The sequence below is a fragment of the Spirosoma endophyticum genome, assembly GCF_900112365.1.
Taxonomy (GTDB): Bacteria; Bacteroidota; Bacteroidia; order Cytophagales; family Spirosomataceae; genus Spirosoma; species Spirosoma endophyticum.
The window spans coordinates 102,321-122,477 of sequence record NZ_FOLQ01000012.1; the positions used below are offsets into that span (position 1 = coordinate 102,321).

The 20,157-nt window shown below is 48.4% G+C and carries 17 protein-coding genes; 6 read left to right on the forward strand and 11 right to left on the reverse strand.

What is annotated here, in order from left to right:
• Window positions 1-448 precede the first annotated feature (448 nt).
• Together BM202_RS24440 and BM202_RS24445 are read left to right on the forward strand one after the other, a co-directional pair.
• A complete protein-coding gene (locus BM202_RS24440; RefSeq protein ID WP_093831081.1) occupies window positions 449-2,128 on the forward strand; it encodes a cryptochrome/deoxyribodipyrimidine photo-lyase family protein in 1,680 nt (559 codons plus the stop codon).
• A 76-nt stretch (window positions 2,129-2,204) separates the two neighbouring features.
• The gene (locus BM202_RS24445; RefSeq protein WP_143100743.1) at window positions 2,205-2,426 is read left to right on the forward strand and encodes a hypothetical protein; all 222 of its coding nucleotides are present in this window, start codon (window positions 2,205-2,207) and stop codon (window positions 2,424-2,426) included.
• 281 nt (window positions 2,427-2,707) lie between these two features.
• On the opposite strand, the gene BM202_RS24450 is transcribed toward BM202_RS24445, so the two are convergent.
• Window positions 2,708-2,905 (reverse strand): hypothetical protein, encoded by a 198-nt coding sequence (locus BM202_RS24450; RefSeq protein ID WP_093831085.1) that lies wholly within the window; start codon window positions 2,903-2,905, stop codon window positions 2,708-2,710.
• A 290-nt stretch (window positions 2,906-3,195) separates the two neighbouring features.
• A complete protein-coding gene (locus tag BM202_RS24455; RefSeq protein ID WP_093831087.1) occupies window positions 3,196-3,648 on the reverse strand; it encodes a hypothetical protein in 453 nt (150 codons plus the stop codon).
• A 262-nt stretch (window positions 3,649-3,910) separates the two neighbouring features.
• On the opposite strand from BM202_RS24455, the gene BM202_RS24460 reads away from it, so the two are divergent.
• The 4 genes from BM202_RS24460 (at window position 3,911) to BM202_RS37855 (ending at window position 10,214) form a co-directional block, all read left to right on the forward strand.
• Window positions 3,911-4,531: a hypothetical protein gene (locus BM202_RS24460; RefSeq protein WP_093831089.1), complete on the forward strand. Its 621-nt coding sequence runs from the start codon at window positions 3,911-3,913 to the stop codon at window positions 4,529-4,531.
• Between the two features lie 243 nt (window positions 4,532-4,774).
• The gene (locus tag BM202_RS24465; protein ID WP_093831091.1) at window positions 4,775-5,164 is read left to right on the forward strand and encodes a hypothetical protein; all 390 of its coding nucleotides are present in this window, start codon (window positions 4,775-4,777) and stop codon (window positions 5,162-5,164) included.
• Window positions 5,154-8,483, forward strand: coding sequence for an N-6 DNA methylase (locus BM202_RS24470; RefSeq protein ID WP_218160601.1), 3,330 nt, complete (start codon window positions 5,154-5,156; stop codon window positions 8,481-8,483). The genes BM202_RS24465 and BM202_RS24470 overlap by 11 nt, the downstream gene beginning before the upstream one ends.
• 117 nt (window positions 8,484-8,600) lie before the next feature.
• Window positions 8,601-10,214, forward strand: coding sequence for a helicase C-terminal domain-containing protein (locus tag BM202_RS37855; protein WP_218160602.1), 1,614 nt, complete (start codon window positions 8,601-8,603; stop codon window positions 10,212-10,214).
• A 426-nt stretch (window positions 10,215-10,640) separates the two neighbouring features.
• On the opposite strand, the gene BM202_RS24480 is transcribed toward BM202_RS37855, so the two are convergent.
• The 9 genes from BM202_RS24480 to traK form a co-directional block, all read right to left on the reverse strand.
• On the reverse strand, window positions 10,641-11,114 hold the full coding sequence (locus BM202_RS24480) for a hypothetical protein (protein ID WP_093831095.1): 474 nt from the start codon (window positions 11,112-11,114) through the stop codon (window positions 10,641-10,643).
• A gap of 697 nt (window positions 11,115-11,811) precedes the next feature.
• Window positions 11,812-12,684, reverse strand: a complete 873-nt coding sequence (locus tag BM202_RS24490; protein ID WP_093831099.1) for a hypothetical protein — start codon at window positions 12,682-12,684, stop codon at window positions 11,812-11,814.
• 61 nt (window positions 12,685-12,745) lie between these two features.
• Entirely contained in the window at window positions 12,746-13,969 is a 1,224-nt protein-coding gene (locus BM202_RS24495) for a hypothetical protein (RefSeq protein ID WP_143100744.1), read from the reverse strand.
• Between the two features lie 100 nt (window positions 13,970-14,069).
• Window positions 14,070-15,386: a hypothetical protein gene (locus BM202_RS24500; protein WP_093831103.1), complete on the reverse strand. Its 1,317-nt coding sequence runs from the start codon at window positions 15,384-15,386 to the stop codon at window positions 14,070-14,072.
• Window positions 15,387-15,924: 538 nt separating this feature from the next.
• Window positions 15,925-16,347 carry a hypothetical protein gene (locus BM202_RS24505; RefSeq protein ID WP_093831105.1) on the reverse strand — a complete coding sequence of 141 codons (423 nt, stop codon included), beginning with the start codon at window positions 16,345-16,347 and terminating at the stop codon, window positions 15,925-15,927.
• Window positions 16,344-16,934, reverse strand: coding sequence for a conjugal transfer protein TraO (locus BM202_RS24510; RefSeq protein ID WP_093831107.1), 591 nt, complete (start codon window positions 16,932-16,934; stop codon window positions 16,344-16,346). Before BM202_RS24510 ends, BM202_RS24505 begins: the two co-directional genes overlap by 4 nt.
• A complete protein-coding gene (gene traN, locus BM202_RS24515) occupies window positions 16,931-17,995 on the reverse strand; it encodes a conjugative transposon protein TraN (protein WP_093831109.1) in 1,065 nt (354 codons plus the stop codon). Before traN ends, BM202_RS24510 begins: the two co-directional genes overlap by 4 nt.
• 9 nt (window positions 17,996-18,004) lie before the next feature.
• Window positions 18,005-19,222, reverse strand: a complete 1,218-nt coding sequence (gene traM, locus BM202_RS24520; RefSeq protein ID WP_093831111.1) for a conjugative transposon protein TraM — start codon at window positions 19,220-19,222, stop codon at window positions 18,005-18,007.
• A gap of 268 nt (window positions 19,223-19,490) precedes the next feature.
• Entirely contained in the window at window positions 19,491-20,153 is a 663-nt protein-coding gene (gene traK / locus BM202_RS24525) for a conjugative transposon protein TraK (RefSeq protein ID WP_093831113.1), read from the reverse strand.
• Window positions 20,154-20,157 lie beyond the last annotated feature (4 nt).

Genomic DNA, 20,157 nt, shown 5'->3' on the forward strand with positions numbered 1-20,157 from the left:
GTGCACCTTTTCGGAAAAGTCCAGGGTGACTAAGTGAAACTGTTGTATGTAGTATGATAGGATGAAGCGATATCAAATTGATATTCTACTAACCTTTTCGCGTTCAATAAAACCGAGACCAGGTCCCTTACCCTGAACCATTAAACTGAACGGATTTATTGAACGTAAAAAGGGCCGTTTCTAGCCCCTTCCCTCCTACTCAACCACCGTCCAGAAAAACGTCCGATTCATGTCAGAACCTCGTTCGCATTTTTTAATCGCTGTCAACTACTATCCGTCGTATACAAAGAGGCTACCTAGCCCTTATTAATGACTCAGTACAGTATACCTTCGATCCAGACTCAACGCTAAAACACACCCCTTACTCATACCGTTATCAGGGTCTGGTAATACCCTTTATACGCCGAGCCAAAATCGACTTGTCGCCAAACGGGTAGCCATACCCCCTATGCCCGACCAACCAACTATTAATATCCTCTGGTTCAAACGCGACCTGCGCCTGCGCGATCACGCCCCCCTCCAGGCAGCCATTGCCCGGGGACAGCGTGTTCCCAAGCGACCTTTACTCCTACTCTACTGTTTCGAGCCTTCAGTCATGGCCGATCCCAACTACGAGCTACGCCACTGGCGATTCGTGCACGAATGCCTGGCCGATCTCCAGCAGCAGCTGGCGACGATGCCACCGGCGGCGGTCTCCGAGACGAGTCCACTGGTGCACGAATGGCTGCCGTTTGACTTCGAAGACCCCGCCGATGAGCCTACGCCCGAAACGGGTCCTCCCGCCGTTTGGATATTTCACCGGGAGGTGACGGATGTATTGACCGCCTTGCAGACCCAGTTTACCATTGGCTCCCTCTTCTCCCACGAAGAGACGGGGCTGGCCGTCACGTATGATCGGGATAAAGCCGTGGCCCGGTTTTGCCGCCAGCAAGGAATTCCGTGGCACGAGTACCAAAATAACGGGGTGATACGACGCCTGAAAAACCGGGATACCTGGGCCACCGACTGGCAGCAGACCATGCAGGCTCCCCAGCAGCAGCCGGACCTGACCCGCTGGCTCCCGGCCCCGGTGCCATTGACCTGGTATGAGGCTGAGCGTGGCCCGGAGCTGCCGATCGAGTGGCAAACTCCGCATCCTTCGTATCAGCCCGGTGGGGAATATAATGGGCATCGGTACTTAACCAGCTTTCTAACCGAGCGAATCGCCCGCTACGCGGCTTCCATCTCCAAACCCCTGGAAAGCCGACGCGGATGCAGTCGCCTCTCGCCTTACCTGGCCTGGGGGTGTCTGAGCATCCGGCAGGTCTACCAGGCCCAGCGAGAGGCGGCCAGAAAACCCGCGCTAGTGGGCCTGGGGCGGCAACTGGCTGCGTTCGCTTCTAGACTGCGCTGGCATTGCCATTTCATTCAAAAGTTCGAGGATGAAGACCGCATGGAGTTCGAGAATGTGAACCGGGCCTTCGAGACCCTGCCCAAAAACACCAACCCCGACCACTATGCTGCCTGGCGGGATGGGCGCACGGGCTATCCGCTCATCGACGCGTGCATGCGGTGTCTGGCGGCCACGGGCTACATCAACTTCCGCATGCGGGCCATGCTGACCTCCTTTCTCACCCACCATTTGTTTCAGCATTGGCAGGAAGGGGGTTGGCACTTGGCCCGGCTCTACACCGATTTCGAACCGGGCATCCACTACGCGCAAATCCAGATGCAGTCGGGCATGACGGGCACCAATACCATCCGGATTTATAACCCCGTCAAGCAGTCGCAGGACCATGACCCGCAGGGGGTGTTCATCCGGCAATGGGTGCCTGAATTGGTCAACTGTCCCTTAGCCTATATTCATCATCCCTGGACGATGCCCCCGCTGGAACAGGCCATGGATCACTTTCAGGTTGGCGTTGACTACCCCGCTCCCATCATCGATGCGGCGGTCATGGCTCGCCAGGCTCGTCTCCTGCTCCACCAGCCCCGCCAGAGTGAAGTGGGCCAGGCCGAGCAGGCCCGTATTTTAGAAAAACATAGCTTACCGGTATCGGATCGGCCTAAAAAGACGGCTCGCAAGCCGGGCAAGAAGGGGAAAAAGACAACCACAGGGCCTGAAGGGGTCGGGCCCCTACTCCCTTAACGAGCGGTTACTATAGGGATTGAGTGGCCCCTGGCAGGGTTCTTAAACACGCCTCAACCCACGCCGTTATATACCTATGAGTCCCCCTATGTATACGGCCATCCCGGCCACAACGGATCGAGCCTATTGGCAGATGAAGACCGATGATGCAACCCGTTCGCTTCAGGTCTTTGTGCCCATATATCCTGACCTTCATCAGCAACTGAAAGCGGAGGCCTGGAAAGCCAGTCAAACCCGGCTGGCTAAAAAAGTCAAGTCTTTGCCCCCTTTGGATGTGGAGCAAAGTGGCCATTTCTAGTGAAATCTAGAGTGACACCAACGTATAGAGTTGTTTTACCAGCTCTCCTAACCGAGATAGCGTTCCTTTAAAACGTCCGAATAAAATCAGGACAAGACATCAGCATCAATCTTGAGCTTCGTGCGCAAGATCTTGGCCATAGTCAGATTAACCCAGCGCTTCCCCATAATACTTCGGACAGACGGGTTTTGGGCACTTCCAGCAGATGGGCTATCTTACGCTGTTTCAGCTTCTTTTCGTATATCTTTAACTCGATCATTTCTGGGATTGATTGTGGCACCTTAATGGGCATTAAAGGAATACAGGGGCGGCATGTTCGTCAACTCAACGCCCATAAAAATGAAAATAACCTCCTGGTTGGAAGCCTGGCCCGCTCTTTGCGAAAGGCGGGGCGCTCCTGGACCCAGTTTGTTCAGGAGTTGACTAGCAATGGGTTTCGCACCCGGCCAGGTAAACCGTTTCGAGTCATGTAGGTACAACGAGTCGTTGAATTCATCGATGGGAACATCGATGAATTATTTGAACAGATATGGCCGATGATAGGGATGGAATGGTATGCAGAGCAGAAAATATGGAAGGTCGTTGCGTTATTCACTATTAGCCAGTACTAGAAGGATTGAGTGTTGGTAAGGATAGTTAAACTCACCTACAAAGTAGATCAACCTGGACTAGTCCCCAACTTTTGCCGACCAAACCCCTGCTTGTATCGATGATCCCCCGGTTATAAACGACAAAACTTTGGGGACAGCCGCATGTATTTTTTCAGCGCTTATCGCCCACCGGCTCGAATGGCCGTCACATACAGGTAGTAGTTATGGTCCCCACCATGTTGGGGCTTAATCCCACTGGCGTGAAAGTAGCGGCCACTAAAGGTAACCGTTTTAACTAGCCAGTCTTTCGCGTTGGCTAGGTTACAAACAACACCCGTTCTTTCCGTATCAAAGGTATTAGGTTCCCCGTAGACAATCACGTAGGCCTGTAGATCGCCTCGATAGTGAACCTGTCCTACCCATTCGTGTCGCTCCATAGCAAAATGGCTGGAGTCCTGGCAGCCCTTTTGAACAAATAGGCGAAACTCCTTTGCGCTCAGGTTGGATAGGGTTGTTACGGAGGAAATGTCGGTTACACCCGGGATGTAGGGCTGTTGGGCATACACCGAATTCAGTCCTGAACTGCTACTGAAGACGATACCAAACCAGCAAAGCTTAAAAAATAGATTCATTGTTGAGTTTGTTTAGTGAAATCTTCTGTTTAGCTGCTTTTTTTACATGCGCTATTTGTACTAAAGAGTGGATGCACTACGGTGAAACATTTCATATTGTAGCCCTCCTTTACGATTAATCTGGTACATCTGGGGTACTCTGCATAACGAGTACATAACTTTCGTACAGAATAGCTTAGTAGCAATCCATTAATATCTTACGAAGAGAATTTCATTATAACGCGGGGCCCGCAGCGGCGGTCGGTTTAAAGGAAACGACACTATGAAAGACGCACTTGTTTTTTACCAAAAGCAGTATCAACCTATTTGGAAAGAGGTTCCCTGGCAACCCTTTCCTTTGGAACGAAATACCCTGTTTTGTCCCGATGATACTACCATCCGGAATGTACTTATTTCGTTAAACAAGATAGATCTATCAACGCCTAGACCTGAAACGTTTGAACAGGCCACAACGGACCTTCACTGGGCTATCGTTAGCTACGAGGAAGACTTTGTCTTGTATTGGTTATCGCACTACATCGAAGCAGGTGACCAGGGCTTCGTCTTATATCGATTTCAGAACTTTGTAGCCAGTCAGACTAACTTCCTGGATTTTGGACGCCGTTTCAAATTGCCGGATGATTCCACCGCCAAGATTTATATGGATGTCTTCAGCAGACTGAATGAATGGTCGAAACTCCTAACATTACCCTACAAATATGAAGTTGTCTTGGAAGACAATTATATGGGTTTTCAACGAAATTACGATAAACCGGTACTGATCCCTGACCTAGACGATAAACAAACTGATAGTATAACCTTGAATGTGAATAACTCAATAGAAACTAAAACCTCCTTTTGGAACAGGCTATTGGCTCGTCTAAGGCAGCGAAGTCAATCCTAATGGAATAACTCTCCTTTCAGTATAGAATCGTATCGCTTAGTAATTAATAAAATTTATTTGCAGAAAGGTTTATGCCTTTATCCCTTAAATAAAACGCTTCGTCCCCAAATCGTATAGGTTGGTCCCCAAACAGAAAATAAATTCAAAACCACTGTAATTGTCTGGTAATTAAGGACAACCGACTACTCATTTAAAATCGCCATATTTGATTATAGGGTAATTTATTCCCTACCTCAATCAAGTATGGAAACCAATCATTTTTCGCTTCGCCTAAGCAGCCTTACAGCTGATTTGCCTATCAACGCCGATCAGCAGCGGTCGGCCGTCACCGCTGCCCAAGATACCTTCGAGGAGTTGCGTCGACAGGGAGTACCCCTTCATCAAGCCATCGAAAATGCCGAGTCGGTGTTACTCGAAACGATCACGCCGACCTTGGATGCCGCCAGTCGCCTAAACGATATTCTGGCCAACGATTTTGAGCAGCAGCCCGAGCTGGCCAGCTCGCCCCATTTTCCTATTCTGCTCCAGAAATTTATGCCCATGCTGGTAGAGTCAGAGAGCCGGTTGGCAAATGCCTTCATCGTTGGATTAGTCAGTGAGTACCGCGATAAACATTTGACCAATGGGGTATAATCATCGCGCGCACCTGGCCGCCAACCTGGAGGCCCTACGACTAGCGTTTCTGGTCGACCAGCGGAGCAAATCCGGCAACCCGGTTGAATTGACTGCCGAAGAACGCAATACACTAGCGGCTTATAGTGGTTTTGGTGCCTTAAAATCGGTTCTACTACCGGTCGAAAAAGATACCCTTTGGACGACTGCCCTGGATAATCAGTTGCGTCCGGGTGTTCAGCAGCTACACAAGCTACTAGCGGAGGCCGCTGGTGATCGGGCGGAGGACTTTCTATCGGGTATCCGCAACAACGTCCTGTCTGGGTTTTATACGCCCCCACAGATCGTTGAGCAGTTAGGCAAGGGACTGGCCAGCGTGGTGGGTTCTACACCCATTCAGTATTTAGACCCATCAGCGGGAACGGGCATCTTTCCTCAGGCTTTTGCTCAGGGTGGTCTACCGATCGGTTCCGCGCAGCTGATCGAAAAAGATCCCGCGACCGCCCTGGTCCTCAAAGCCCTCTACCCACAGTACACGGTGGAAAATAAAGGGTTTGAAGAGAGCGGCCGTAAGCTTAATGATCGCTTCGATCTGGTGGCCAGCAACATCCCGTTTGGTAACGTCGCCATCTGGGACGAAGCCCTGGCCAACAGTAAGGACAAGCAACGCCGGGGAGCCTGCGCCCGGCTACATACCTATTTCAGCGTCAAAAGTATAGACTGTCTTCGGGAAGGCGGTGTAGCGGCCATCCTGACCACGGATGCCCTGCTGAACTCTCCGGCGAATGAACCGGTACGTCAGTACCTGATGAAGACCTGCGATCTGGTCTCAGCGGTTCGACTACCGCACAACCTGTTTACCGACTTTGCCGGCACGAGTGTAGGAAGCGACGTCATTCTGCTTCAAAAACGAAGCGGTAAAACGGCCCTGACTGATCAGGAAAAGAAATTCATCCGGTCCAGCGTAAGCCCAGCGAAGACGGTTGTCAACGAACTCTTCATGAAGGGTGAAAACATCGTGGCTACTAGCCAAAAACTAGACACCGACCAGTACGGCAAAGCCGCCCTGATCTATGAGCACCAGGGCGGTATCGATGAGATCGCCCGGCAGCTTGGTCGCTACGTAGGAGACGATATGGCCCGAACCTTTCGGCAGCAAAGCTTTGAGCAGCATAGGATGGAACCTACCATCCAGCGCGTTCAGCCGAGCCGGGCCGCCGACCGCTCCGCAACACCCCTGTTTGTGCAGGGAGAGTTGTTCGCCATGAACGCCCCTGCTCCGGCTTTACCTCGTCCCTTAACGCTGCCATTGGAAGATTTCCACCAGCCGGGGAGTCTGATCTACCAACAGGGCGAAGTAGGCCGGTTAGCGTCTGATCTAAAAACGCTGGAAACACTACCGGGACAGGTAGACCATTCACGGCTGGGCGCTATGCTCCAGATTCGGGATGCCTACGAGCGGTTATACCGCCGGGAAACGGATTCCCAGCAGCCACAACCCGACTTACGCCTGGCACTCAATACGGCTTATGGTGCCTTTATTACGCGCTACGGCCCCATTAACGAAGGCAAAAATGCGGGCTTGGCTCTACTGGATCCCGATGGCCGCAGCCTGCTAGCGCTCGAAAATGCGGATGCTACTAAACAATTTGTCAGGGCTGATATATTCAACCAGCCGGTCAGCATCCAACAGGCAAAAGTAGAGCAGTTTACGGCCCAAGATGCACTAACCGCCAGCCTGAGCAAACTGGGAAGGGTCGATATAGAGTACCTTCAGGAACTGACCAAATTACCCAAGCCCCAGCTGATCAAAGACCTGGAAGGACAGATTATTTATAATCCGTTAGAGCAGCAATACCAAACGCCAACAACGCTGGTGAGTGGGAACGTAGTGGAGAAGCTGGAAGCGATGGAAGCACTGGCCGCAGATCCGCTGGCCGGGCCTGCGCTCAAGGCACTGCGTGAAGGTCAGCCCACGCCAATCAGTTTCGATGAATTGGACTTTAATCTTGGGGAACGCTGGATACCGACCGACGTTTACGAGCAGTTCGCCAAGAATCTGTTCGGTAGTAATGTGACAGTGACGTATCTACCCTCAACCGACGAATTCAGCGTCGATCTGCCATCGTGGGGCTATAAGAACGCAACCATCACCCAGCAGTACGCCGTGCAGGGGCAGTTCCGGATGTACGACGGTCTAACCCTGATGGAATATGCGTTGTACAATACAACGCCCAATATCAATAAAGAAGGGCCAGACGGAGTAAAGATGCTCGACAACGAAGCGACCCAGCTGGCCGCAACTAAAATTGAGCAGATCCGTACCGCCTTTGTCGAATGGCTACCTACTCAGAACCCGCAACTGAAGCAGGACCTGGCCGACCGCTACAACCGGTTGTACAACTGTTTTGTCAAACCCCAGCACGATGGCGCGCATCAGCAGTTTCCTGATTTGAATTTAAAAGGGCTGGGTATTCCGGGCTTATACGGCTCGCAGAAAGATGTGACCTGGATGCTGTTACAAAACGGTGGAGGTATCGCCGATCACGAAGTTGGCACCGGCAAAACGCTCATCATGACGGTGGCGTCTTACGAAATGAAGCGGTTAGGGCTGGCGAGCAAACCCATGATCCTGGCTATGAAAGCTAACGTCAACCAGATTGCCGAAACCTACCGAACGGCCTATCCAAATGCCAAGCTGCTTTACCCTGGCCAGGATGACTTCACGCCTGCCAACCGGGAACGGTTTTTGAACTCGATTAAAAACGGTGCCTGGGATTGTATCATCCTGACCCATGATCAGTTTGCCCGCATTCCCCAGGCCCCCGACGTGCAGCAGAAAGTCATGCAGGCAGAGCTGCGCAACCTGGAGAAAGATTTAAAGACGATTGAGAAAACGGGGGGTACCATTTCCAAATCACTACTAAAAGGGCTGGAAACACGGAAAGCCAATCTAACCGTTAAGCTGTTAAGACTACAAAGTGAGATGGATAAAAAGACGGATTCGGTGCCCCACTTTGGCAACATGGGTATCGATCACCTGTTCGTCGATGAATCGCATCAGTTCAAGAATTTACAGTTTACCACCCGTCACAACCGGGTAGCCGGACTGGGCAATCCGGAAGGCAGCCAGCGGGCAACCAACCTGCTCTATGCCGTGCGGAGCATCCAGGAACGAACAGGTAAAGACTTAGGTGCTACGTTCTTATCGGGGACCACCATAACCAATTCACTGACGGAAATGTATTTGCTGTTTAAGTACTTGCGTCCGAAGGAAATGGCCCGGCAACACATTGATAATTTCGATGCCTGGGCAGCGGTCTATGCCAAGAAAACGTAGGATTACGAATACAGTGTTACCAACCAACTGCTGGTCAAAGAGCGTTTCCGCCATTTTATCAAAGTCCCCGAGCTGGCTCAATTTTATAGCCAGATCACGGATTATCGAACGGCGTCAATGGTGGGCCTCGACCGGCCTAAAGCGGTTGATGTGCTGATCAGCTTACCCCCTACGCCTGATCAGGCGGTATTCAATAAAAAACTGATTGAGTTTGCTAAAACCGGCGACGGGACGATTCTGGACCGCGCGCCACTGTCCGAAAAAGAGAGCACGGCCAAAATGCTGATTGCGACCAATTACGCCAAGAAAGCAGCCCTGGACATGCGGCTGATCGACCCAACGTTGGACGATCAGCCCAGTAGCAAACTATCCCGCTGTGCTGCGTTGATCGCCAGCCACTACCAGGAGAGCGCCCCCTATAAAGGCACGCAAATGGTGTTTTGTGATACCGGTACGTATAAACCAAGTAGCTCCTGGAATGCCTATAGCGCCCTACGGGACAAATTAGTCCAGGAATATGGCATTCCAGCGCACCAGATCCGGTTCGCTCAGGAGTGTAAAAATGACAAGGAACGGATTGCGCTCTGGGATAAGGCCAATACGGGTGAGGTGCGGATACTTGTCGGTTCGACGGGGACGATGGGAACGGGCGTTAACGCGCAGAAGCGGGTCGTAGCCATGTACCACCTGGATATCCCCTGGAAACCGTCCGAACTTGACCAGCGCGTCGGACGTGGCTCCCGAACGGGCAACGTGGTGGCCCGCGATCACTTCAACAACGAAGTTAAAAACTACGTCTTCGCTACCGAGCAGTCGTTGGATAACTATAAATTCAATTTGCTGCACACGAAGGCCACGTTTATTGCTCAGATCAAGAGCGGATCAATGACGGGTCGTCGGTTGGACGAGGGTGCATTTGACGAGGCTACCGGCATGAATTTTTCGGAGTACGTGGCGATCTTGTCAGGCAATCAGGACTTGTTGCAAAAAGCCCGGCTGGAAAAACAGATCACCGCCCTGGAGAGTGAACTGAAGCTATTTCAGAAGGAAGGCTATAAAGCAGGATCGATGCTCACCGACGTAAGTAAATCGCTGGAAAAGGCGCTGAAAACGGCAACCTTACTTCAAACTGACTATGCCAGGCTAACGGCCGTCACGCAATTCGGACCCGACGGAAGTTTGCCCAATGCTACCAAGATAACACTGACGAATACCCCTATCACTAAAGTCAAAGCCTTGGGGGAATACTTGGTTGAGTTGGACCGGCGCATGGATACCAAAGGGGGGGCCAAGCAGGTTGGAACATTACACGGATTTGACTTGTACGTGCGAACCGAAACAGGTCATAGCGTGAATGGGTTAATCGAGAAAGCCAATGCCTTTTTTGTCAAAAGCGACAATTTGACCTACAGCTACAATAACGGCTATCTATCGGGTCATACCCCGGAGGTAGCGGCCCGGCAGTTCGTGCGTGGCCTGGAGAAAATACCGTCGCTTATTCAACACCAGCAGGAGAAAATCGACAATCTGACCAATCAGCAAAAGTTATTGACTGATATTGCGGCAAAACCCTGGGGGAAAGGGGATAAACTTCAGGAACTCAAATCGGAGTTGCGGCAGGTCGAATCTCGTTTACAGACGATTGGTCAGGAAAAGGAACCGGAAAAAACGCAACAAAAAGAAAAAACGACCGCCAAAAAGCATCAGGACCAAGGCATAGAAATCACTTAGTTTTTTCTTCGCGCACCAAAATTGAGAGGCCCCTGGTTGGGTGATTAATCAGATGCAAAATACCTCTTTGTTGAGTTTTTAAGTAAAGAACTTCCGTATGCTTACCAGACAGTAATCGGCAGATCTGTGGAGCCAATTCAGGTAAGACCATATCATTATGAATGTCGATGTAAGGATCGATTAAGGGTCGTAGTTGCTGAATCGTATATCGAGTACCGACTAACGTATCTAAGGGGATGAAGGGCACAGACTTAATTAAGCGCGTTTTCATTGAATCAAAAGGTGAAAAACGGATTAGGGTTAAAAATAAGCTCAGTTCTGAATGATTTGGAAAAAAGCAGGCCGACATAATCGGCCTGCTTTACGCCGCGCGGGCGGCCCCGTTCTATCCACACCATAAGAAAGTTTCCTTCCTTAAGTTCTTAATTACTTAGTTGAACTGGCAGGATGCCAGATTGTTGGTAACACGACACCAGCGACAAAAGCAAAAATGAGCATACCCCGGATAAGAAAAATGTAATCGGGTTCCACATTTTGAGTAACGGCTGTCAGCAAATACATCAATAGGCCACTGGTAACCGAACAGCTCAGCAACTGAGGAGTCAATAGCTGGTTACGAGGGCTCAGTTTGATTAATTGGTAAAAACAATACCAGAAGCCCCAAAGCCATGCCCCATAGCGAACCGTTTCGACAACGATCAGCGCGTAATAACCTGATGTATCGTCAGCTGGACTATCTAAGAATCCGTTCCAGAACCAACAAACAATATTGATCACTTGAACCAGTAATGAGGAAACAATAAATAAACACCAGAAACGCTGACCTGAGTGTGCAGGTATAATTCTATAAACCAAGGGTGATACCCATTTAAAGAAAATCGTTTGTTCAAAAGGTTTCATAGTCTGAGAGTAGTTAGTAGTTAAAAATAGATTATTTATTTCAAAATAGATAGGCCAACGAAAGCTAGTAAACCACCTAGTATGACAAGATAAGTTTTCATAAATTAAGGGTTAAAAGCTACGAGCCTGCGGGTTTTGAAACCCTATTTTGAAAATGGAAAGGCTCAGAGTGTCTAGTCTTATAACTGCCGTTGAAACGTCCCAGGTCCAGACTCGCGGTTGAGTTGCTCGTAGTAGATCCGTTGCCAGAATTCCCGATGCCTGGCCACGGCTGTAATAGGGTCAGCAGTTTTGTTCTTGATGAAATACTTTACCTCAGAAACAGGCTTATCACCCTTACATATGGGACAATAGTAAGTCTTGGTTTTCTCCGAGTGAGCACGTTTAGCTACACTAACACTACCGCAGCATTGACAAGCCAGGCGCGGAGTAGTGGGTAAGCTATTCAGCAAAGTTTCATCACTTTGCTCAAGGATGTTTTCACGGATCTGGGCAGCAGTCATGAGCGGCTAGGGGAAGTGTTAGGAATCAAACTGGATGATGGGGTACGGGAGCAGAAATGAACGATAAATTCAGCAATCAGAAAACTGACAATACAGAGTGAAACCACAATCAAGACCAGGCTTAAAAGGGCCATCGGTAGCGATTTTCGCTTAAAGATGTTGAGTACCATAAAAATTCAAGTAGAGATTAAGAGTCAACCAATAATAGCTATTTCTTCCAGTTCAGCTTTTATGCCATAAACCTGTGAACGTGTCGTAGCGTCTAGTTTTGCAAAGACTTCCCGGTAAGGCAAAAGAGTTGATGATAAATCACGATTTACTGATGCGAACAACGCTCCCTCAGTTGGCGTTAATTGCCAAACGGTTTGCATCCGATGACCATGAATAAGTTTTCGATGATCGAGTAAAAATACGTTTGGGATAGTGGCTTGTAGTTCTATAAACCGCTGTAGACAGTCATTGTCATCTATCTCGCCATACAAGTCAATGGGAGCAAGTAGCCAGATTTCAAGATTCATTTTTTGGCTAACCCGAAGGAGGTTAATCAAACTTTCCCAAAGAGGAATTTTTGAGAGAATACCTAGCCACAGACGCTCTACTATGAGTACCCTGGTGGTTTTCGTCGGAGGTAGTTGGGAAATGTATTCGACTACCTTGATTAAGTAATTCGTAAAGCGAATATCGTCTTCTTTTGGAGTACCTGTATCAAAATCAGCCAACAGATCGACATACGTAATACCCGGGATTGTGAGTGGCTCAGAAAAGACATCTTTATACCCCACTTCGTTGAAGGCCATTATTTTTTCATTCCATTCTGTAGAGAGATTTTCTGCGCGACGGCTAAATGAGCAGGTAGAATCAATAAACAAAATCGATGCATCGCGATAGCTTTTTAAAATCAAATATTTTGTAAAAAAACTTAAGCCCCCGCCGGCACCGCCACAAACGATCAACTTGTTGCCCGTGCACGGAACAAGCTTGGAAACCACGTCACCCCGGCTGATAAGCGGTACACCCCACAACAAATCGTTGTTACTGCCTGGGGCTGTTAATTGAAATGATGACATAGTACTTTAATTAAGAGTTAGGAATATTAATGCTTATGTGAAATGCGCCTTCAGTAAGTTCTTAGCGTGACTTATTCTTTACTCTTGGCCTCGCCAATGCTGCCGAATGGGTTAATTCGGACAAACGCTGATGATTAAAATATACGTCTTCACCCACCTTTATTCGATCTAATTCCTGCTGAGAAAGTCCTATCTGCTCAATAAATGATAGTTTGCCAGCTTCGACGGGGTCTGTAAAATGATCCAGTATTTTGCCATTTTCCAATACGTAGTGACAACTGCGGCTCAGATGAAACATACCGACTGCATCCGCATCAAGTTCTTTCGAACAAGTCAGATTGAAGTAGATATAAAAAGACGCGCTGTAAAGTACCGAAGCCTGAACATGGGTAATAGCCTGATTCGCATTGATAAGCGAAATCATACGCTTTGCCTGAAAAACATAACCGCCCGTCGAACAAAGCTGAATCTGAAGTTTAGTCGTTGGTTCTAAACCAACATGATCAGCATAATAGGCTTCGTACTTATTCGAAAGCGCTGTATAAGCTGATTCGTCTATAGAATCGATGCTGATAAAATAAGCTTTTCCCTTTAAATAAGGTGAAACGTGAAGCCGTTCCTGTCGGCGGAGGGCGTCGATTTTTTCGCTGCATCGGTCGGTTAGGTACTTGCGATGACGGCTGATGGCCACCTGGGGACTACTCGTACGGGATTCATAGTAGTAAGGCAGTGGACTTAACCAGACCCGCTTTCTACAGACGGAGCAGTAATGTTTACCTTCCTCATTTTGAGTCTTACGTTCGACTAAACTTTGATTCATACAATGGGGGCAGCCACTCACTAACTCATACGGCAAGCTATTGAGCAGATCCGTATCTGACAACGCTAAACGGGATAAAAAATGGGGTGTCGTAAAATCAGCAATACCAGCACTGGTTACCCAAGTGGACGAATGCAGATCAGGCGAATTTGTCAGTACATCATCCGTAGTAGAAACCTGGTCACTAGGCAGGGATGGTACCGTCTCAAAATTCCATACAGACAACGGTACAAGTAGTTCTGGCTCTGACGATAAATCGGGCCGGGTAACTACATTGATTGGTTCTGCCAGTAAATCCGGTTCAGGCTCTAATGTCAACGGCTCTTCCTGATCTGGCAGGTAATCAGAACTTGAGTGAGCATTGAGCTGAACCTGTTCTTTTTTAATACTTTTCTTGTCCTGATCAAACTTATCAATACGGAAAGGTAAGCCAAGATGGAAATGAAACATACGTGCGAAGTCCATAGTATATCCAGTTTAATAACAACCTAAATTTTTAATTAGAAACCACTGTTAAAGAATGCGCTAACTAAGCTGCCACCAATAAGGAATCCCGAAAATTCTGCTAGTTCCCTACTGTGAAAAGAGATTGAATTTGACTCTGAATAGCGATGACGTGCTCAAGCATGGCATCAGTAACAGGTGACTCTTCTAAGAGAGGGGCATAACCCACGAATAAGGGTTCATATCCGCGTATCGGATGTCCTTCGTTCCAACCCGTACCTAACCAGCCAGCGAATTCACCGTAATTTAAATTCTGAAGTGTAGCCGGAGTTAACGTACCGCGCAAGGTGGGTACAGACGCGATAAATTCAGCTTCCACTGGCAAGAGTAAAGGACAAATCAATACCGTACCAAAACAAGCAGTATTAAACTCAATCCGCGACTTGTTAGCCGTCAGCTCAGGTCCTAAGTAATCAAACGCTACGTACAGATGAATCCGCTGGGAACGGCTAGTTACAACAACTTGATCCAGGTCAGGGTATTTAATGTGTTGATAAGAGTCCAAGACAACGGCCCGATGTGAATTCACAGATCGGGTATGCAACAGCGTATGGCAAATAAAATCGGTATATAAGGCCAGCGTAGCCTTATTTTTAAATTCACTGGTTTTCCCTCTCACCAGTAATATTTCGGGCAGTAGTGGCTCCTCGCTCCGGGTGAAATCATTGCCTTGGACCATAGGATTTCCGGGTGCTGAAATCCAGTACAAGCCGGGGTTACTCCAAGTGTCAAAACAAATTTCCACGATGCTTATGCTACGAGTCAGCGGCTTAATTTCATCATGGCTTGAAAAATCATTCAGTATAGGCTGAATGAATTGGGCAATTTGAGGAACCGAAGCCAGGATTGGCAGCGTCCGACGGTAGCCTTGTTTGGCAAATTCAATTAAATGGGGGATTGTGCAAACGTCTACGCCCAGTGGATGCTTGGCGTTCTTCTCAGTTACTGTGCGTAAATACCAGATGATAGCCGCGATGTAGTGGACGATTGCCGGGTACCGAACGAAACCTTTCTCGTTGACAGGATCATAAGGACCAAGCCGTAAATTCAAATGAATTAGTCCAGCTATCCGAACCGCGTCTGTAAGGTCAGTCACGCGTTTCCAGTCAATCGGGTTAAGGCGAAACGATTGGTCAGGGTAATCAAAATCGATTAGGTTGCGTTGGTCGTCAATAAAATAGTTAAGCTGTTCCGAGGGCATTGATCCTACGTAATACAGATGTGCATTCGTAGAAAATTCAGTAAACATAAACTGCGTTAGCAGGGCATTCTTTGCCGAGCCAGGCGAACCAATCAATAAAGTAGGCTGATTAGGTTGGTGACCACTTAATTGATTCAGGGGGTGATCTGTTTTAAGACTCATGGTATTACCATTCATAAAGGTAAGACAACTGATAAAAGTCATTAAGACTACTCGTCGTTATACGAGAAAAGTAAGTATCGGAATCACCTTATCGGTACTGCAATCGCTTAACTGATTGGACCAATGGGTTATCAAACGTATAGCGTTCTATCCAGGGGGCTATGGTCCAATGATACAATAGAAAAGCGATTACAAACAAGACAAGTAAAATCAGCCACTCTTTCCTGGAAGTACCTGATTCACTTTTTCGCTCCGTATAATCAGGCACTTGGCAGGCTTGCTCTGGAGATGATTTTGTCGCTACCATGTCATGTATGGCTGTTAAGGGTAAGATGAATACGGAGGCTAAAAATGAATACCCCTAAATTCTTCAGGGAGATCACACCATATCCTTATTATCAAGTCGATGAAAAGAAAGACTAGAAACCAAATAACTTTTATACCAAGTCGTTTTCAGAAGTGTTTAATTTTCCAAAAGAGTTGCACTGATTTTTGGTCGGCCTCCTTCAACCTATCCAGATCCGTCGCGGGAGACTTTTTGGGCGATTCCATATCATTTGACAGCGGTTACGGTGAAGGTTGTGTCTTTAGCTTGACCCAACGAATCAAAAACCCGAAACGTCAAGGTATGTGAACCTGAATCAATGGGCATATACGTGAGCGTATCACTCAGTAATCGACTCATAGTTGCTGGAACGACCGTTTTTCCACCGGGAGCGAGCACCTTGTTGTTAAGCCACAATTCACCCCGCACTGGCGCAGCTACCTGCCAGGAAAGTGTATACGAATTACCCAACGTGAGGTAATCCGGTTTAACACCGAAGCCCACTGACGTTGGCTTTCGCCAGGGAATTGACGTAGGAAAGGCGTCTATCTCTAGTTGAAAGGGAAATGTGCGTTGAATGTCGAGCGATTCGGTTTGACAGGCCGCCCCAACCAGTAGTAGGCCACAGGCCCAAAAGATTGACTTTTTCATCGGAAGAAACAGTAACGGATACCAATGTATCCAGTGGTGCGAAATTTGGAGACCTCCGAAAACGGGATATACCGTTCAGTGATCCCGCCCACGATGGCCAGCGATGGACCGACATATACCTCAGCTTCTAGTCCGAGCTGAGGGCCAATGGAAGCCGTAGATTTATTTTGAATGACTCCTTCCGCTAAATTTGGTTGATTCCGGTTAACAGATTCGTAGCCAACGTATAGTCCCGCCGTAGGTGCGATATACAGCCAACGATGGGTTGTAAAGAAACCACGGGGCACGTAATCCATCGACAGCCAATACTGCTCAATCAAAGGTTTTGCCAGCGTCTGGGCGTCGTAGTATTTACGCATGTACGATACAGAGGCTTTCCAATAGCGCTCATTTTTTCGGTACCATACGTAATCAAGGGCACCCATATAGCCGCTTCCCGGTGCATGTGGAGACGAAAATTTAGGGAAGTTATCGACGACTCCCGCCGTAAAACTAACGGCCGTCTGGCCCTTTATATGCCGCTGGGCGTAGGCTTGCCGACCAATGAGCGTGCTCACCAGGAGCAACAGAATCTGAAGGGATTTCATAAGATATCAGCGTCTAAAATGTCCTGATTAGCCATCGTGAAAGTCACCGTTCGGCCCCCATTCTTTTCGCCCATAATCACCTGTACCACCTTGTCATCCGGGATGGTGAATTTTTGGAAGACGTATATTTTTTCAACACTCTTCTGCCCAGGAATTATAGCTAACGGTTGGTTATATACGTACAGTGGAATGACTTCCAATTCCTGGTGTGACGTTTCTTTCGCCAGGGTTTTGTCAACGATAAAAAAGCGAATGAAATCCAGGTCATAGCGGATGTTGGATTTATTCTTCACCCCTATTTTATAATAAAGCACATTGTCCTTGTAATACAGGCCCCGTAGACTCGCCTGAATGTCGTATTTATTAATACCAATGTGTTTAACTCGCCGGTTGTGTTCCATGATAGACGAGCAGTTTTGGACAATTTCCTGCTGTGAGGTATTCACGCCAGCAAAGCTGACAAGGGTTCCTTTCTGGTTAACAGACCTTGCCTTTTGTTGGACCAACCCCTCCTCATTGACGGATAGATCCAGCGCCAGCATGGTCGGGTATTCATTGTAGTTAACCACGAAACTATAAAATTGCCCGTCGGCCGTCATGACCGAAAAATTGGTTTCATTAAACCCGATACTACTTGCCTTCACGCGTAGGACATTATCAACTGCGTTGGCTTTATCGGCAATAATATCCTTGGAACCCAGATCGACCGACCGAATGGGCGACTTGAAAATGATGCAGGTCGTCTTATTAAACGCCAAATCAAGATAGTAAGAACGAACGACGTTATGATCCTGTATTGGAAGTGATCCATAGGAAAATACCGGCACTTCACCCTGTGTGGAAAGACCTAGCCGCTCTGGGACGCTAATGGCCACACCCGGCGTCACCGCACTGGGTGCCACAGCGTTTCCGGCACCAACCCGTTTCCGGATTGAATCAAGTCGCATTGTTTGTGAAGTTGCCGTATTACGTGTGGCGCTTTTCAATGAATCAGCCACTTGAGCCGATGCCAGGTGATGCACACTAAGGGCTAGGACCGAAATATAGACTACATGTTTCATCGCAGTTACTTATTTTAAAAGGACATAATAATTATTTTTCAGCGTAGCCTTTTGAACGGCCACTTTACGGGAGAGGAAGCTTCGTCCTCCCTGAAGCCCAGCCTGAACGGCGGAGGCCGCTGCCATTGCCGGCACATTTGCCGAATAGACGGGGGCACTCACATTAAAGCCCTGACCCGCCTGGGAAACCGCTTGACGCCCTTGTTGAACGCCGACAACGTTTGGGACGTAGATGCCCGATAACCCATCCATATCAAAGACCGTTAATTTCATCGGCAGAATACGTCCTTCGACCTGTACCTGGTTAATGGCAATGTTAACCCGCTGGCCACCAAAATTGGCAACCCCGTACAGGCGGGTACCTTCCGGGATCATCCGGCCCCGAAGGGTAATCGATTCGAGCAATCGTAGCGTTACACGACCTCCCGATATAATCGTTTGATCTGAAAACACCATTGCTTTAACCGTTACCGAGAGCGAGTCTTCCTTCGCGTCCATCTGCTGTTTACGCATGTCGGACTGGAGCCCGTAAAAATTATTCTTACCCGCTGCTCCGTTTAGCGAAGAAACCGTGGAGATCGGAACCGTTTCAGGCTTGAGTGCTCTACCTTGCAGATCAGCTTGGCGCTTGATCTTATCAGCTTTATACTCCTGAAGCAACGCCAGCAATTGTTTCTGTTTTTCAATTTCTGCCTTTGTCTTGGTCGGATCGACCTCATTGACCTCATCATCATCTGCCAGCTCCTCTTGCCCAGCCCTAGTCCCCGCTTTCTGATTCCGTTTTTTTTTGCGCGGGGGCGCGGGGGATTCTGGTTTTTCGTAGATTTCATCCGGGACGTCATTTCCATAGATGTACGAATCGGCTTCACCACCACGTCGAGATTGATCTGGATGAAGGGTAGCCGGAACGTTTGCATTCAGGCCCCGTTCCATCGGCATCTGATCGGGCATCGATAACGGATGGGCATTCGTAGCCAGTTCAAGTTTTGACTGGGAAGGTAGGCCCGTTGAGTCGCCAGCGTTCGGCAAATCCGAATTTAAGCTCATGGTTGGTTTTACCGCGCCCTCCTCCTTAGATTTGGTGTGGTTAAGAAAGTAGTAAATAATCAGGATTAAGCAGACCCCAGCACCCGTCAGGATGGTGACGAATCGTTTATCCTGCATCAGCTGCTTGATTCTACTTCCGTCGAAGCGATCCGGCTCCGGCGTGGTTTGATTGGTGCTCATGATGTTTTTGGGTTATACGAGTAAAAAAATGACCAGTTGCCGTGTAGTACACACTGAAAGAACCTAGAAAAAGCAACCCTGCCAGACAAATGACGGCTTGCCATTTACGGTGCTGAAGCGGCTGTTTTTCCCACTGTTTGACTCGCCTATCAAGATTCGAATAAACCCACAGGCAAGCCGAATGGTAGGCCAACAGGAGTCGTTCGGAAGGCGGCTTCTTTCGCCGTTTAAGGATGTTCAGGAACATAGATGTAGGGACGTTAAGGGGTTAAGGACGATGCCCTTCGTAGTGATCCCGATTGATGGTTTCTATGTCCGAATTATCTGTAACCCGGAACCGCTCAATGACAAAGCCGTGCGGGTTATTATCCGTTCGGGTAGCGTCGATGAGGTAGCAATCGGCAATTAATTTACGCATCGTGATATTCGTCGCGCGAACCAGCATAATACGGGCATTAATCGTACAGTAGTAGGGCGATTTATTCATGTCCAGGCTGACCGAATCAATCATCACTTTCTGAATGGTATTGCCTTGTAAAAGCTTGGTATAGAAGCCTTTTTCCCGCAAATCAAGGTAATGCCGGGTAATGGATTCATCCCCCAGGTAAGCCGCCTGCTTCATATTGGCGTCAATGGCTTTCTCATCGGGTTCCTGGTTGAAAAAAAGCTTCAAAAACGTCTTGACATGGTCTTTTGCCTCGGCTGGGCGATTTGTGTTCTGTTCCTGAGCCAGCGCCAGCATAATCGACTTACCTCCATTGTCGAGCACGTATATTTTCTCCCGTGATTCCCGAGTAGTTTTGTACGAGAGATAGGCCACCCAGGAAGCTACCCCAATACAGCCCAGGACGATGACAAAGACTAAAATCCTGACTAATTGAAACGACGATTCGATATTTCGCAAATAGCGAAAATTGAAATTAGCATTCATACAA

Excerpts from the sequence above, each read along its gene's own strand:
- BM202_RS24440 (WP_093831081.1), top strand. The coding sequence starts at position 449 with ATGCCCGACCAACCAACTATTAATATCCTCTGGTTCAAACGCGACCTG.
- BM202_RS24445 (WP_143100743.1), top strand. The coding sequence starts at position 2,205 with ATGAGTCCCCCTATGTATACGGCCATCCCGGCCACAACGGATCGAGCC.
- BM202_RS24455 (WP_093831087.1), bottom strand. The coding sequence starts at position 3,648 with ATGAATCTATTTTTTAAGCTTTGCTGGTTTGGTATCGTCTTCAGTAGC.
- BM202_RS24460 (WP_093831089.1), top strand. The coding sequence starts at position 3,911 with ATGAAAGACGCACTTGTTTTTTACCAAAAGCAGTATCAACCTATTTGG.
- BM202_RS24465 (WP_093831091.1), top strand. The coding sequence starts at position 4,775 with ATGGAAACCAATCATTTTTCGCTTCGCCTAAGCAGCCTTACAGCTGAT.
- BM202_RS24470 (WP_218160601.1), top strand. The coding sequence starts at position 5,154 with ATGGGGTATAATCATCGCGCGCACCTGGCCGCCAACCTGGAGGCCCTA.
- BM202_RS37855 (WP_218160602.1), top strand. The coding sequence starts at position 8,601 with ATGGTGGGCCTCGACCGGCCTAAAGCGGTTGATGTGCTGATCAGCTTA.
- BM202_RS24480 (WP_093831095.1), bottom strand. The coding sequence starts at position 11,114 with ATGAAACCTTTTGAACAAACGATTTTCTTTAAATGGGTATCACCCTTG.
- BM202_RS24490 (WP_093831099.1), bottom strand. The coding sequence starts at position 12,684 with ATGTCATCATTTCAATTAACAGCCCCAGGCAGTAACAACGATTTGTTG.
- BM202_RS24495 (WP_143100744.1), bottom strand. The coding sequence starts at position 13,969 with ATGGACTTCGCACGTATGTTTCATTTCCATCTTGGCTTACCTTTCCGT.
- BM202_RS24500 (WP_093831103.1), bottom strand. The coding sequence starts at position 15,386 with ATGAATGGTAATACCATGAGTCTTAAAACAGATCACCCCCTGAATCAA.
- BM202_RS24505 (WP_093831105.1), bottom strand. The coding sequence starts at position 16,347 with ATGAAAAAGTCAATCTTTTGGGCCTGTGGCCTACTACTGGTTGGGGCG.
- BM202_RS24510 (WP_093831107.1), bottom strand. The coding sequence starts at position 16,934 with ATGAAATCCCTTCAGATTCTGTTGCTCCTGGTGAGCACGCTCATTGGT.
- traN (WP_093831109.1), bottom strand. The coding sequence starts at position 17,995 with ATGAAACATGTAGTCTATATTTCGGTCCTAGCCCTTAGTGTGCATCAC.
- traM (WP_093831111.1), bottom strand. The coding sequence starts at position 19,222 with ATGAGCACCAATCAAACCACGCCGGAGCCGGATCGCTTCGACGGAAGT.
- traK (WP_093831113.1), bottom strand. The coding sequence starts at position 20,153 with ATGAATGCTAATTTCAATTTTCGCTATTTGCGAAATATCGAATCGTCG.